Annotated in this window: 16 protein-coding genes; 8 read left to right on the top strand and 8 right to left on the bottom strand. The window is 62.0% G+C overall.

What is annotated here, in order from left to right; genetic code table 11:
- Positions 1–8: 8 nt before the first annotated feature.
- Together INT40_RS02445 and hpf are read left to right on the top strand one after the other, a co-directional pair.
- Positions 9–731 carry a ComF family protein gene (locus INT40_RS02445; RefSeq protein ID WP_101569794.1) on the top strand — a complete coding sequence of 241 codons (723 nt, stop codon included), beginning with the start codon at positions 9–11 and terminating at the stop codon, positions 729–731.
- Positions 732–797: 66 nt separating this feature from the next.
- Positions 798–1,457 carry a ribosome hibernation-promoting factor, HPF/YfiA family gene (hpf, locus tag INT40_RS02440; RefSeq protein ID WP_101569795.1) on the top strand — a complete coding sequence of 220 codons (660 nt, stop codon included), beginning with the start codon at positions 798–800 and terminating at the stop codon, positions 1,455–1,457.
- 108 nt (positions 1,458–1,565) lie between these two features.
- Here the strand turns inward: hpf and INT40_RS02435 are convergent, their stop codons facing one another.
- From INT40_RS02435 to INT40_RS02420, 4 genes are read right to left on the bottom strand one after another with little or no spacing between them, the layout of a single operon-like run.
- A complete protein-coding gene (locus INT40_RS02435) occupies positions 1,566–1,895 on the bottom strand; it encodes a DUF418 domain-containing protein (RefSeq protein ID WP_264298392.1) in 330 nt (109 codons plus the stop codon).
- A 31-nt stretch (positions 1,896–1,926) separates the two neighbouring features.
- Positions 1,927–2,559 (bottom strand): response regulator transcription factor, encoded by a 633-nt coding sequence (locus tag INT40_RS02430; RefSeq protein WP_319021927.1) that lies wholly within the window; start codon positions 2,557–2,559, stop codon positions 1,927–1,929.
- Positions 2,560–2,597: 38 nt separating this feature from the next.
- Complete coding sequence (locus INT40_RS02425) at positions 2,598–3,734, bottom strand: sensor histidine kinase (protein WP_193095394.1); 1,137 nt, start codon at positions 3,732–3,734, stop codon at positions 2,598–2,600.
- 59 nt (positions 3,735–3,793) lie between these two features.
- Positions 3,794–4,360, bottom strand: coding sequence for a hypothetical protein (locus INT40_RS02420; protein ID WP_193095393.1), 567 nt, complete (start codon positions 4,358–4,360; stop codon positions 3,794–3,796).
- 159 nt (positions 4,361–4,519) lie between these two features.
- On the opposite strand from INT40_RS02420, the gene INT40_RS02415 reads away from it, so the two are divergent.
- Positions 4,520–5,761: a winged helix-turn-helix domain-containing protein gene (locus INT40_RS02415; RefSeq protein ID WP_193070747.1), complete on the top strand. Its 1,242-nt coding sequence runs from the start codon at positions 4,520–4,522 to the stop codon at positions 5,759–5,761.
- Positions 5,762–5,815: 54 nt separating this feature from the next.
- The gene (secA, locus tag INT40_RS02410) at positions 5,816–8,524 is read left to right on the top strand and encodes a preprotein translocase subunit SecA (protein ID WP_193070746.1); all 2,709 of its coding nucleotides are present in this window, start codon (positions 5,816–5,818) and stop codon (positions 8,522–8,524) included.
- 23 nt (positions 8,525–8,547) lie between these two features.
- Here the strand turns inward: secA and INT40_RS02405 are convergent, their stop codons facing one another.
- Together INT40_RS02405 and INT40_RS02400 are read right to left on the bottom strand one after the other, a co-directional pair.
- Positions 8,548–9,015 carry an Rv3235 family protein gene (locus INT40_RS02405; RefSeq protein WP_193070745.1) on the bottom strand — a complete coding sequence of 156 codons (468 nt, stop codon included), beginning with the start codon at positions 9,013–9,015 and terminating at the stop codon, positions 8,548–8,550.
- A complete protein-coding gene (locus tag INT40_RS02400; protein ID WP_193070744.1) occupies positions 9,012–9,908 on the bottom strand; it encodes a LysM peptidoglycan-binding domain-containing protein in 897 nt (298 codons plus the stop codon). The genes INT40_RS02405 and INT40_RS02400 overlap by 4 nt, the downstream gene beginning before the upstream one ends.
- A gap of 148 nt (positions 9,909–10,056) precedes the next feature.
- Between INT40_RS02400 and INT40_RS02395 the strand changes: the two genes are divergently transcribed.
- On the top strand, positions 10,057–10,572 hold the full coding sequence (locus INT40_RS02395; RefSeq protein ID WP_193070743.1) for a hypothetical protein: 516 nt from the start codon (positions 10,057–10,059) through the stop codon (positions 10,570–10,572).
- A gap of 67 nt (positions 10,573–10,639) precedes the next feature.
- Here the strand turns inward: INT40_RS02395 and INT40_RS02390 are convergent, their stop codons facing one another.
- The gene (locus INT40_RS02390) at positions 10,640–10,861 is read right to left on the bottom strand and encodes a helix-turn-helix domain-containing protein (protein WP_101569802.1); all 222 of its coding nucleotides are present in this window, start codon (positions 10,859–10,861) and stop codon (positions 10,640–10,642) included.
- 140 nt (positions 10,862–11,001) lie between these two features.
- On the opposite strand from INT40_RS02390, the gene INT40_RS02385 reads away from it, so the two are divergent.
- From INT40_RS02385 to INT40_RS02375, 3 genes are read left to right on the top strand one after another with little or no spacing between them, the layout of a single operon-like run.
- Positions 11,002–11,652: an SAF domain-containing protein gene (locus INT40_RS02385; RefSeq protein ID WP_193070742.1), complete on the top strand. Its 651-nt coding sequence runs from the start codon at positions 11,002–11,004 to the stop codon at positions 11,650–11,652.
- Positions 11,649–12,869 (top strand): DNA-binding response regulator, encoded by a 1,221-nt coding sequence (locus INT40_RS02380; RefSeq protein ID WP_193070741.1) that lies wholly within the window; start codon positions 11,649–11,651, stop codon positions 12,867–12,869. Before INT40_RS02385 ends, INT40_RS02380 begins: the two co-directional genes overlap by 4 nt.
- Positions 12,870–12,878: 9 nt before the next feature.
- Positions 12,879–13,331 (top strand): DUF6912 family protein, encoded by a 453-nt coding sequence (locus INT40_RS02375; protein ID WP_193070740.1) that lies wholly within the window; start codon positions 12,879–12,881, stop codon positions 13,329–13,331.
- 6 nt (positions 13,332–13,337) lie between these two features.
- Here INT40_RS02375 and INT40_RS02370 read toward each other — a convergent pair whose 3' ends face one another.
- Positions 13,338–13,802 carry a DUF2505 domain-containing protein gene (locus INT40_RS02370; protein WP_193070739.1) on the bottom strand — a complete coding sequence of 155 codons (465 nt, stop codon included), beginning with the start codon at positions 13,800–13,802 and terminating at the stop codon, positions 13,338–13,340.
- Positions 13,803–13,905: the final 103 nt, after the last annotated feature.

The following is a 13,905-nucleotide window of genomic DNA, read 5'->3' as shown; positions in this document are numbered from 1 at the left end:
TTTCTCCCATGGGACTGCTGACCGAATTCGGCGAGCTCTTCCTGCCCCGCCGGTGCGCCGGTTGCGGTCGGGAGGACGTCTCACTGTGCACGGCGTGTCTGAGTCTGCTCGGCGGCATCCCCCGAGCCATGGAGCCGCGCTATGGCCAGATTCCCGTCGTCGGAGTCTCAGAATACAGCTCTGAGATTTCTCATATGGTGGTCAACTTCAAAGACAACGGCCGCCGAGACATTCTTGACCCTCTGGCCTTGGCCCTTGCGCGTTCCATCACCGCAGCCTTGGAGTTGGCTCATCATCCGGGTGGTCAGGTGAGGCTGTTTCCCGCGCCGAGCTCTGAACGAGCACGGCGACGCCGAGGCGGCTCCCACACTGCGGCACTGGCTCGCCGCGCGGCGGAACTCGTACCCGAGCTGTCTCTGGAGGTGGTCGACGTTCTCCTGGCCAGACGTCACCATGACCAGGTCGGGCTGGGAGCTCATGCCAGGGAGGCCAACGTGGCGAAATCGCAGTACCTCAACCCGAGGGTTCTGCCCTCGGAACCTTCTGAACGCGGAGACGAAAGTGCGTCCGCTCCCGGTGTGGATCTTCTCATCGATGATTTCTCAACTACCGGAGCAACTTTGGCAGAAAGCGCAAGGGTACTAGCATCGGTGCAGATCAGACCCGCTGCAGGAGCCGTTCTCGGTCTCGGCCGCGGGGGCACTCGATTTGTCTCTCCCTTTACTGTATAACGGTGGTTACCCATCCAAGGGAATGGGATCGGATGAATCCGACGAACGAGTCGCTAAGGACGCATCATGGACATTGTTGTCAACGGACGTCAACTGACCATCTCCGATAGTTTTCGGGCCCACATTGAGGACAAGATCGCCAAGGTCGAGCAGCTCGCACCGCGAGCTCAACGAGTCGAAGTGCACGTTGCCCACGAGAAGAATTCTCGTCAGCCCGAGACCAGCGAACGAGTCGAACTCACTGTAGTGGCGAAGGGGCCCGCCATTCGTGCGGAAGCCATGGCAAGCGATAAGTATGCTGCATTGGATTTGGCCTGGGCGAAGCTCGTTGAGCGATTAAGGCGTGCCAGGGACCGCAATAAGGTTCCTCGAGCGGGTCACCACAGGAAGGAATCCACGGCCGAGGCCCTGGCGAAGATGCCCGTCGCAGATTCGCTGGTTCCCGAAGAAGGCCAAGCGATCGATGCGAACGAGTCTGCGAACAACGACCAGACGAACGGCCGCATCAAGGCTGAAGGCGATTCTCCCGTGGTTCTGCGTGAGAAGACATTCAACGGCGCACCCATCGGAATCGAGGAAGCGCTCAACCGGATGGAGCTCGTAGGGCACGACTTCTACCTGTTCATCGACGAGGAGTCGAGCAAACCCTCCGTGGTCTACCGCCGCAAGGGCTGGAGCTACGGTGTCATCGCTTTGGATCCTGAACTTCAGGCCGTCGGCGACTGACCGATTCCAATCTGATCATCATTGATCTGAACACACGCGAATAGACGCACACGATCGCCGAGGTGGGAACCCCCACCTCGGCGATCTGCGGTTACACCCACTCTGGCCTCAGGCTCGTGCACCCTCGCGACCCCCGGTGACCAGGCGCCAGAGCTTCTCCAATGGTCCCTGCCCGACGAAGCGCAGCCACAGGGCCGAGACGATGATCTGGATGACCATGATGGCTGCACAGATGAGGATCCCGGCCAGATATCCGTCATGGTCATCAAACCTGCTCAGGCCGGGCTCGACGGCTTTGACGGCGAGGATGAGCAGTGTGGCTCCGATGTAGTTGCTCAGCGCCATCCGACCCCATGGTGCGGACGGCGGGGGCGGTGTGCGGCCGTGGTGTTTGAACTCATGACATCCATCCTGGTCGAACCGCACCTCGGCCCGCATCGGCACAATGGCCGGACTGCGTGAGCAAGTCTTAGCCGTTCGGCCGATTCATTGCCCCCGATTCCCACATTCGAGCCGCGATCTCGACCCGATTGCGTGCCTCGAGGCGGGTCTGGATATTGCCCAAGTGGCTCTTCACAGTACCCAGGGAAATATAGAGTTCGGAACAGATCTCCTGGTTGGTCCGCCCCCGCGCAACCAGGCGAGCGACATCGTTCTCCCGTTCGCTGAGCCCGGCCACCCGGTCCTCGCCCGTTGTGTTGTTGCGGGAACGGCGGCTGAGCAGGTCCAAAGTCAGCGACGGAGAGATCAGCGCGTCACCGTTCGCGGCGGCCCTGACTGCGGCCAGCAGCAGGTCAGGCCCGGCATCCTTGAGGAGGAATCCGCTGGCACCGCCGGCGAGAGCCGCATCGACATAGTCATCATCGTCGAAGGTGGTGACCATGATGACCTTGGAGATCGGCGTCAGGCGGGGCAGCGCGGCGAGACCGTCGAGTTTGGGCATTCGGATGTCGAGGAGGATGACGTCGGGGCGTTCGCGTTTGGCCAGTTCGATGGCATCGACCCCGTCGGCGGCTTGTCCGACCACAGTGATCGACTCATCGGCGTCGAGGATGAGGGAGAACCCCATCCGCACCATTTCCTGATCATCGACCAATGCCACTGAAATCACGTTCGTCCTCCATCGATCGTCGTCGCCAGTCATGCCTTGCCCGTCGGAGCCAAGGGTATCCGAGCCTCGAGCACCCAGCCGCTATCCTGGGCCGGTCCTGCGAACAGATCCCCGCCGAGGTGGTCGACCCGGGCCCGCAGCCCCTGCAGCCCGGTTCCGCTGCCCGAACCGATCCCACCGGAACCGGGGCCGTTGACCACAGTGAGGACCACGTCATATCGAGACGGGTCTCCGGGCCTCGCCGAGGCTGTGGTGGACACCCGGACCGTGACCGGGACCCCGGTTCCCGCATGTCGGCGGATGTTCGTCAGCGCCTCGGCCAGCACTCGATCAAGGACGGGCCAGAGGGTGGAGGGAACCGCCTCGGCGACGGTGTCGGTGATGTCGAGTCTGATGGTGTCCTGGGCACCGAAGCCGTTGACTCGGTCTATGAGTGCCTGAGCTCCGGATGCGATGGGCGACCGGGGACCGGTCGCGTTCGAGGTGCTCGAGACGAGCGAGCGGATCTGCTCAAGACCACGGGTTCCCGACTCTTCGATCTTGGCCAGAGCGGTGGAGAGGACTCGGACATCTTCACTGCGGCCTGCCGCCTGGGAGAGGACGACGATTCCGGTCACCTCGTGGGCGACCAGGTCATGAAGCTCGGTGGCCATGCGACGTCGCTCCGCCTCAACGGCGGTGGCATGACGTTCGACCAGGGAACGGTCGATCATTCGCAGCAGCAGACCCAGAGACAGGCTCACTACGATCACGGTGGAGGCACCGAATGCAAAGGCCAGCCCATCGTCCCAGCCCATCAGGCAGGGCTCGACGATGTTGCCCACACACAGCAGGACGAGCATCAGCATCTGAGTGCGGGTGACGAACCATCGGGAGAGCATCACCACCGTCACCAGACTCAGCCACATCACGGTCAGACTCAGAGTCGAAGCGAGACCGACCGGGACGAGTGCGAGGAGCAGGGCGAGAGCGGCCAACGGCAGCAGCCTGATGCTCGGACTGCGTCCGCCCGAGGCACGGGATTGGATTCGCACCAGAATCGGCAGTGCCGTGGCCAGAGCGAACAGTTCGGCGATGACGAGCAGCAGACTCGACCCTGTCGCCAGCTCGAGCAGGAACGTCAGAGGCAGGGGGAGGAGCCACAGCCACGTGATCACGGTCTTCATCGTCACTCAGTCTAGTCAGGCCCGGTGCTCGCCGGGAGCGTTCACGGGGTGGACTCGGATCAGGCTGCGGCCGGGCAGTCGGGGGAGTCGTACTCAAGTTCGACGACGACTCCCGCGTTCGTGACTGCTGTGCCCTTGACCGTGACGTCTTGCTTCATCTCGATCTGTCCGGTGGACGAACCATCGGCGAACACCTGCAGTCGGTCATCGGCGACGTCGGCTGAGAAGGTGACCCTCGAACCGTTGACTTCTGCGGAGTCGGTGAATGAACCGTCTGCCCGTTCGATCGGCTCGACTTCACCGTCCGGGTGGTCGAAGGTGACGAAGCGGGTGAGACGGTCCGCGTGAGAGTCGCTGAGGCGGTGGACGAGCAGCTGATCCTTGTTCGTTCCGGCCTGCAGTGCGAGATCGACGTAGGTGAGGTCGGCGGAGTCGCGCATGGCATAGAGGATGTAGGGCCGGCCATGGACATCGAGCGAAGTCGCGTCGGTATCGCAGGCGTCGAGGAAATCTTCGACCTGGGACTCCAGCGCCAGCTTCGACTGGTGTTCCCAGACGAAGAGGGCGCCGATGGCGGCAGCGATGATGCAGAGTGTGGAGACGAGCGCGATGATTGCCTTCTTCATGGTGTTTCCTGGTTCCTTCGGTGTCGGATTCGTGTTGATGTATTCGATCTTTCCGTCTTGGTCAGAAGATGGCGTCGGCCAAACGGCCGATCAGGGTCGGCCGGATGGACAGACCTGCCGCAGATGTGCCGTGTCAGTGCCGTGCTCTACTGTGGATCCATGCAGAAGATGACGCTCTCAGCAGCTCGGAGAACGGCGATCGCGGCGACCGGACTCGACAGGGCACGTCCGAAGCAGGTGACGGCGAGACACCTGAAGTCGACGTTCGCCAGACTCGGACTGACCCAGATCGACTCGGTCTCTCGCGTCGTGCGTTCCCACTACCTGCCCTACTACTCGCGACTCGGACCGTATCCGCGTGAGACCCTCGACCGGCTCTTCTACTCAGCACCTCGCATGGGCGTCGAATACTGGGCCCACGCCGCGGCGTTCATCCCTCCCGAGACCTGGAGTCACTTCGAACGCACCAGAACCGAATGGTGGCGCAACGACTACGGGCAACGGCACCCCGAGAGCGGACCTGAGTTCCGGGCACTGCAGCACTCGGTCCTCGACGTGTTGGAAACCGGGCCGAAGACTGCACGGGGAGTCGCCGAACTCGTCGACCATGAAATCCCCGAACGCAACCGCGATCATTGGGGGTGGAACCCCAGCCAGGTCAAGGTGGCGCTGGAAGCACTGTTCGCCGGTGGCATCATCAGCGCCGCGGGCCGCAACGACCACTTCGAACGGGTCTATGCCCTGCCGCGCGACGTCAGCCGGTCCCTGCCGGCGTCTGAGCTCTCCTACGGCCCCGCCTGCGCCCCTGAGCTCGGCCTCGATCCCGAAGCAGAACGACCCCGAGGCGTATCCGGCACAAGCAACAATGTGCTCGAACTGACCCGAATTGCGGCGCAAGCTCTCGGCATCGCCCGGCCCGACTGTCTGGCAGACTACTTCCGGCAGAGGCGCGCGCCCACAGATGAGGCCATCACCTCCCTGCTGGCCTCCGATGAGCTCATCGAGGTCGATGTTGAGGGGACGCGGACACTGAAATGGCATGAGGCGAGAACCCCTCGTTCTGTCTCGGCCAGAGCCCTCCTCGCCCCGTTCGACCCCCTGGTCTTCTACCGGCCGCGGATCGAATGGCTCTTCGACTTCCACTACCGGATCGAGATCTACACTCCGGCCAAAGACCGAGTGCACGGGTACTACGTGATGCCGTTCCTCCTCGGCGAACGACTGGTCGGCCGCGTCGACCTGCACCGGGACCGGGAGGCGAACACGCTTCGAGCGCTGAAGGTGACGTGGGAACCCGGCGAATCCCACGAGGAGGAACTTGCGTCGGAGTTATGTGAGATGGCGAAGTGGCTCGGATTGGGTGCGGTGGATATGAGTGGTACTCACCTGCCATTAAGCTAGGGAATATAGAGTCGTTCGAGTTGTTGTCAGGCATTCATGCCGATTAGGAGAAAAGTGGCTAATTTCCTCGAGAAGCTTCTGCGCACCGGTGATGGACGTACGCTGAAGAAGCTCCGCCAGTACGCGGATGCGATCAATGCGCTGTCCGAGGAGTTCAGCGAAATGTCAGACGCTGAGCTGCGGGAGGAAACTGATCGCTTCAAAAAGCGTTATCAGGATGGGGAGACCCTCGATTCGCTGCTCCCGGAGGCCTTCGCCGCCGTCCGTGAGGCATCGGGCCGCACCCTGGGCATGCGCCACTTCGACGTCCAGCTCATGGGCGGGGCCGCACTGCACCTGGGCAACATCGCTGAGATGAAGACCGGTGAAGGTAAGACGCTGGTCGCCACGGCTCCGGCTTACCTCAACGCGCTCACCGGCGGGTCCGTGCACATCATCACGGTCAATGACTACCTGGCCACCTACCAGTCCGAGCTCATGGGACGCGTGTTCCGGTTCCTGGGAATGGAGACCGGCTGCATCCAGGCGAACATGTCCTCGGAGAACCGTCGCAAGCAGTATGCCGCGGACATCACCTACGGTACGAACAACGAATTCGGCTTCGACTATCTGCGCGACAACATGGCCTGGTCGGCGGAAGAGCTCGTGCAGCGCGGACACGCCTTCGCGATTGTCGACGAGGTTGACTCGATCCTCATTGACGAGGCCCGTACCCCGCTCATCATCTCCGGCCCGGCCGAAGGCGATGGCGACCGCTGGTACGAAGAATTCGCCAAGGTCGTGAAACGACTCAAGACCGACCGTGACTACGAAGTCGACGAGAAGAAGCGCACTGTGGGTGTGCTCGAACCCGGCATCGAACGCGTGGAGGATTACCTAGGCATCGGAAATCTCTACGATGCCGAGAACACTCCGCTGATCAGCTTCCTCAACAATGCGATCCGCGCGAAGGAACTCTTCAAACGGGACAAGGACTATGTGATCCTCGACGGTGAAGTCCTCATCGTCGACGAACACACTGGCCGTGTGCTCAAGGGCCGCCGCTACAACGAGGGACTCCACCAGGCCATCGAAGCCAAGGAAGGCGTCAAGGTCCAGGCCGAGAACCAGACCCTGGCGACGATCACCCTGCAGAACTTCTTCCGTCTCTACGAGAAGCTTTCCGGCATGACCGGTACCGCAGAGACCGAGGCCGCGGAATTCATGTCGACCTACAAGCTCGGTGTGGTTGCGATCCCGACGAATAAGCCGATGCAGCGCGTCGACCAGTCGGATCTCGTGTACAAGAACGAGGTGGCGAAGTTCGATGCTGTCGTCGATGACATCGCTGAGCGCCACGAGACCGGACAGCCGGTCCTCGTCGGAACCACCAGCGTGGAGAAGAGTGAGTACCTCTCCAAGCACCTGAAGAAGCGCGGCATCCGCCACGAGGTGCTCAACGCGAAGAACCACGCAGGTGAAGCATCCATCATCGCCATGGCCGGGCGGAAGAGTGCCGTGACAGTGGCCACGAACATGGCCGGTCGCGGTACCGACATCATGCTCGGCGGCAACGCCGAATTCCTTGCGGTGAGCGAGATGGAGGAGCGGGGCCTGGACCCGCAGGACGACGAAGAGCAGTACGAAGCCGAATGGCAGGACGTCCTCAAAGCTGCAGAGACGCGAGTCAAGACAGAAGCCAAGGAGGTCGTCGAGTCCGGCGGCCTGTACGTCCTCGGCACCGAGCGTCACGAATCACGGCGCATCGACAACCAGCTGCGTGGACGTTCGGGACGCCAGGGCGACCCCGGTGAGAGCCGCTTCTACCTGTCTCTGACCGATGACCTGATGCGACTCTTCGGCTCCGGTGCCGCCGAGCGGATCATGGCCACCGCCAATGTCCCTGACGACGTTCCACTGGAATCCAAGATGGTGTCCAGGGCAATTCTCTCTGCGCAATCGCAGATCGAACAGCGCAACGCCGAACAGCGCAAGAACGTCCTCAAATACGATGACGTGCTCAACCGTCAGCGCACAGTGATCTACGACGAGCGTCGCAGCGTTCTTCATGGCGCAGACCTGGAAGAACAGGTCGCGAAGTTCCGTGAAGACATCATCGACACCTATGTTGCCGAGGCTACGGCCGGGCCGGTCGAGGACTGGAAGGTCGGCGAACTCTTCGACGCACTGGGCAAGATCTATGAGCCCTCCATCACTGAAGAAGATCTGGCCGAAGAGGTCGGCGGGCTCGGTAACCTGACGAAGAACCGCCTCAACCAGGAGATTCAGTCGGACATCGAGGTGTTCTACCAGCAGCGTGAAGAGGCTCTGGGTGAAGAAGCAACCCGTGAACTCGAACGACGAGTCGTGCTCTCGGTCATCGATAAGCGGTGGCGCGAACACCTCTACGAGATGGACTACCTGAAGAACGGCATCGGTCTGCGGGCCATGGCGCAGAAGGATCCGCTGGTGGAGTACCAGCGCGAAGGCTTCGACATGTTCAAGACTATGCAGGATGGGATCAAGGAGGACGTCGTCCGCCTCACCAATACCCTGCAGGTGACCGTGAACCGGGCTGAGGACTCATCCGATGATGATTCCGAAGTTGAGGTGGACGCGGCTGAACTGCGTCACACCACGCCCAAGATGCAGCTGTCTGCTCCGGCGGAGGCAGGTTCGACCTCAATGTCCGAATCTGAAGACGACGAGTCTGGACCCGGAGCCGGAGCCGATCAGCCTGCCAATCGTGCAGAGCGTCGCGCGAAGAAGAAGGCCAAAAACTGACTCGCAGTCTCTGACTGTGTCTCTCACATAGTCTGCAGTGCAGTCATCGTCCACCGGGTGGTGAGCAGTTCCAAGCGGATTGCCACCGCCCGGAATCGGTTCTGCGTACGGACGATGACGGTGACCTCAGCGATTGCGCCGGTGACTCTGCAGACTCTCGCGTTGCCTGCCTGTAGGGTGCGGGCCGCACCGAGGTCTCCGGTCGCTTTTGTCGGTGCGACCTCCGCGCGCAGCTGGGCGCGGTGATCGATCTTCTCCAGCAGTGCTCGGTCGACCCAGCGGGAGATTGAATCGCTGCGCCGTATGCCGGCGAAGATCTCCAAGCACGCCACCGCCAAGGATGTCGCGGTAGCGGCTATGCGACCGTCATCGCTGTCGTCTGCGACCGTATTCGGCCTGGCTCCAGGACCGGTGGCCACCGGCTTCTGCACTCTTCTGCTCAGTGGCGTCGCTGCCACTCGGGGACGTGAAAGCACCAGTGGGGTGGTCATGGCTGAATCTCCAATCGTTGTCCGGGCATGATGAGGTTCGGGTCCGCACCGATGACTTCTCGGTTGGATGAGTAGATGTTGTCGACGATGTCCTGGACAGTGCCGCCGGAGGAGGGCTGGTTCACGGCGATCGACCACAGGCTCTCGCCGACACCCACAATATGAACGGCCGAGTCGTCTTCTTCTTCGGGTTCGTCGCCGTACTGGTCGCTGGGTTCGACTGTGTCTGTCGATGGGGCGCCGGGCTCGCCCGCGTTTGCGGGATATTCGCCAGGCCGGTCTGCGTCTGCGGCGCTGCCAGGCGAACCGGCGTCTTCGGGCGGTTGGCTTCGGGACGGGGCAGGGTCAGGCAACGCATCAGGGGACTCGGAGCCAGCAGGCGGGGATTCGGAGTCACCAGGTGGGGACTCGGGCTGAGCATCAGGGGACACCGGTTCAGCTGTCGGCGGAGCGGTGGGCCACCCGGGATCCGGCGGAAGATCGTCTGGAACAGTGGTCGGCCAGCCAGGATCGAGCGGGGCACTCGCCGGATGAGCGGATGTGTTCGGATCGACCAGCACGAGTGTATTCACCGGAAGAGGGGAGGCCTGTGCGGAGTGGACGGCCAGGCTTGCCGACGCTGCGGCAAGCACGCTTGAGCGCAGCATCGTGGGCACGATGCGCAGCACGGACTTGGTGACGATTGTTCTCACGCGGCCGGTGGGAAGCAGTCTGATCAGAAGCGTCAGCAGCGAGACGACTCCGAGCCGGGAGGACAACACCGTGGCCGTGCCGACGACGATGATGACAACGAGATCGGTGGTGCTGCGCGGTGTCGGGAGGTAAATCCACGTGGTGAAGAACGCACCGATCAGACAGAGCCACGAGGCCGTGCAAGCTGTCAGCAGATACATGAGAGTTATCCTTCATTGGAAACGTATCTCAATAATGCGTTTAGATGCCATTTGATGTCAATAGATAAATAAAACTACGGGCTTGTAGTTCTGTCGATAGGTGTGAAAGCTCTTGCTTGTGGGTCTTCGCTGCGGCAGGCTTCACATCATGGACGATCGGATCGACGCTCTCCTCTCGGATGTTGAAGCGATGCACACGTCAAGGGAGGCCCATGCCAGGAGGGGCGAGTTCAGCGATGAGGTCGCCGCTCACGCGGCACAGCGCACTTTACTCGAGCGCCTGCGCGGCGCGATCGGCCAGCCTGTGCAGGTGGCTCTCTCCGCTCGTGAGGTCGCAGGGACGGCTGTCTTTTTAGGCGATGGGATCTTCGTGATCGCCGGTATCGAAACGAGCGTAGTGGCGATCGACTCGATACGGGAGATTCGCATTCGGTCAAGAAGACATAGATATGAATCCGGTCCCTTGGAGCGGTTGGGGATGGCGTCGGCACTGAGGCGATTAGCCGCCAGCCATGAGGAGATCTCCCTGGAGTTGGCGGGCGACGGCGGGACTGTTCGGGGGCGCTGCGATATGGTCGCCTCCGACTATGTTGAGATTTCGGGGCGCATCATCCCACACCGTTCGATTGCGCTGGTGCAGTCCCGAGTCAATCCATTCGCTTAGATGCAGCACTTGGTTGCAGCATCTGAGTGGTTCGATGACCGGGGGAGTGGAGGAGACTGTCCCCGAGTCAGTCCTCGAACGAACCTGTCTTGATCTCGTGCTCGGTGCGTTCGTACATTCTCTGGATGTACGCCTCGATCTCGGTCTTCTCCACGCGCCACTGTCCGCGACCGCCGACCTTGATGGCGCGCAGATCTCCGGTGCGAACCAAAGCACGGGCTTGAGCGATCGAAACATTGAGCAGATCGGCCACGTCGGTGAGCGGCAGGAAGCGATTTTCGACGACCATGAGGGCCCCTTCTCATTCCAAATGACTGATTGCTTGTTGACTATTTTTGTCAAAACCATTGCTTTGACCTCGTTTGGTGTTCAATACTATCACTCAGAAACAGTTCCTGTCATGGGAAATTTTCCAAAGGTGGAGATGCAATGGAGCTCTCGAAACGAATCCGTCGGCCGAAGTGGACCGATGCCAGGCTGCTGGTCGGAGCAGTCCTCGTCGTCGTGGCCATAGTCGCGACCTATCTGCTCATCAGTGCTGCAAACGCAACGACCCGAGTGTGGGTCAGCGCGGTTCCTCTTGTCCCAGGTCAGGTGGTCAGCGCCGAGGATCTGACCGTTGCTGAGGTGAACCTGGCGAATATCGGAGACAAGTACCTGGCTGCCGATGCCGGCTTCCCTGACCAATCGAGTGTGCGAGCCGTGATCGCGGCCGGTGAGCTTCTGCCGGCCTCGGCGCTGGCACCAGTTGCAGAGCTTGAAGGACGGGTCGTAGCGATCGATGTCGCCGGTTCTGTCCCGACGGTCGTCGACACCGGCAGTCTGGTCGATGTCTGGGCTCAACCGGAATCCAAGGGGCTCGATGACGAAGGTATTGATCCGGAGCAGATCGTCACCTCGGCTCCGGTCTCCGACATCAGTCGTGAGGTGGGCAGCTTCGGTGTCGGCGATGGTGCCAGAATCGAAGTCTTCGTCGCCAGCACGGAACTCGCCGATGTCCTCGGCGCCCTCGACGGAAACAGCGTTCTCTCGGTCGTCGGAGCCCCGGCGGAGGTCAGGGCCGAGGGCGGTCAGTCATGACGCAGGTCCTGCTGGCCGTGGACTTCGAGTTCGACCTGATCCTGTTCGAACTTCTCAGCGAGGTCGACGATGTCACCATCGTCGCCCGACCTGCCGACGACGTCGAGCTTCTGGCACTGTGCCGCACCGGCAGCGCCGACGTGGTCATCGTCGGTCAGTACTTCCCAGGACTGGACGCCCAGGTCGTCGCTGCGATCCTCGCAGCAGGAACTGCGGTGTTGGGCTTCGGCAACGACGCAGCAGCCTTGGCGGCACTCGGTATCGGCAGCAGTGTCGCCTCCACCGCAGATGCGGCGGCTGTGGCCCAAGCACTTGCCGACACCCGTGATTCCACTGTCGTTCCTCCCCGACCCATCACTCCGCCCGGATCGCTGAGCGGACAGGGGCGCATCGTCACAGTCTGGGGTACCGGTTCGTCTCCGGGGCGCACTCTGACAGCGGTCAACCTGGGCGATCATGGTGCCAGGCAAGGGCACCGCAGCATCGTCGTCGACGCCGATACCGTATCTGCGATGGTGGCCACGACCCTGGGGCTGACTGAGGAATCGGCGCATCTGGCCAGCCTCTGCCGACTCGAGACAGAGAAGACTCCGCCCCTGGACGTCTCCGCCGTCCCGCATGCTGCGATACGCGATGATTTCCATGCTGTCACCGGACTGACCAGGGCAGACAGATGGCCGGAGGTCCGAGCCTCGGTGCTCTCCGCCGTGCTTGCCCGCTTGGCCAAGATGTTCGACCTCGTTGTCGTCGACGTCTCCGATCGGGTGGATCCGGACGATGACTTCGCCGATCCGTTCTACGATCGACACTGCGCAACTCGGTCCGCACTCGAGGCCGCAGACACTGTGCTGGTCCTGGCCGCAGGCGACCCGATCGGGCTGCAGAGGCTCGTTAAGCTGCTGGGAACCGAAAGGGCGGAGTCGATGGGGTCCAAGATGCGCATCGGGATCACGAAGGTGCGCTCAGGAGCTGTCGGCCATCCCGCCGAGGTGCGGATTCGCGAGGTGCTCGCCAGATTCGTCCGTCGGGACCCCGATTTCATCTTCAATGATGACCGGGTGACGGTCGACGCCGCCATGCTGTCCGGGCACACTCTCCACGAGGAGAATCCGAAATCGGTGCTCAGCCAGCAGATCGCAGCCGCGGTGACCGAACTGCTTCCGGCCCGGAAGCGCTCACGGAAGTCGGGTGCGGGGCGGACGGCGAAATCCCTTTAGGATTGGACCATGTCCATTCGCTGCTATATCCCGACCACACTGACCGCACTTCGCGCAGGACTCGACTCCGTACACGCGGTCACCCCCGACGCCCACAGTCGAGCGGCGGGCGGGGAGGAGCTCGAGGCACGGGAGTTCGACGCGCTGTGCATCGCGGCCGCACTGGCTGCCACCCAGTCGTTCGAAGCCGACGTTGCCTCACCTCGCGCAGTCGTGTCTTACGACGCACCCGACTCAAGTGCTGGTGAAGGACTGGTCGAAGGCTTCGACCTGCTGACCCTCTCCGAGGTCGACATGACATCGGTCGCCAGCATCCACCTCGACGAGGTGGAGATCTGGGAGGAAGCCGCCGACATTGCAGCCGACACGGGCCGCGAAGCAGCGGAGGACCACCTCGGCGACTCCGATCTCCTCTGGTACGACGTCACCGAGCTGCCGGAGCTGCTGCGCGAACGCGGCTGAGCAGCGTCAGGAGCGGTCGAGCTTGACCAGGCGGTCGTCCAGCCGCTTCTCCAGAATGGGCACAACTGCCTGTTCGATCATCGACCCGAAGAGGGGTATCGAGGAACTGACCTCGGCACGTACCGACAGTGAGGTTCCCGAACCCTTCTGCGTGAGCGTGATGAGTGCATCGATCTCTACAGGCACTCCCGCCGCATGCGCGGTCATGCGGATCTCCGCGCTGTCACCGATGACATCGCCGGGAATCATGTAGACCTCGACGAGCTCGGCATCCGCCGGCAGATGAGTGGCCAGAGCCGAGGGCATTTCACCCTTCGGCATCGGAGTCGTCACCGTCATCTCGGTATCGGGATCGATCCGCTTCGCATGGGCTTCGGATCCCAGCGACTGCCAGGTCGAAACATCGGCCAGCCGGAGGAGGAAATCCGACAGGGAGTCCGAGTATTCATGGTTGAGTGTCAGAGTTCGCATAGCTCCAGTTTGCCAGTACATCGACGTCGCGGCACGGCATGGATGTCGGCGTGCCTTTCTCAGCATTTGAGCATAGTGTGGGTGGTGGCGGTTCGGTGTCGAA

The organism is Brevibacterium sp. FME17, assembly GCF_014897515.1.
Lineage (GTDB): Bacteria > Actinomycetota > Actinomycetes > Actinomycetales > Brevibacteriaceae > Brevibacterium.
This window is presented reverse-complemented; position numbering and strand designations above follow the sequence as displayed.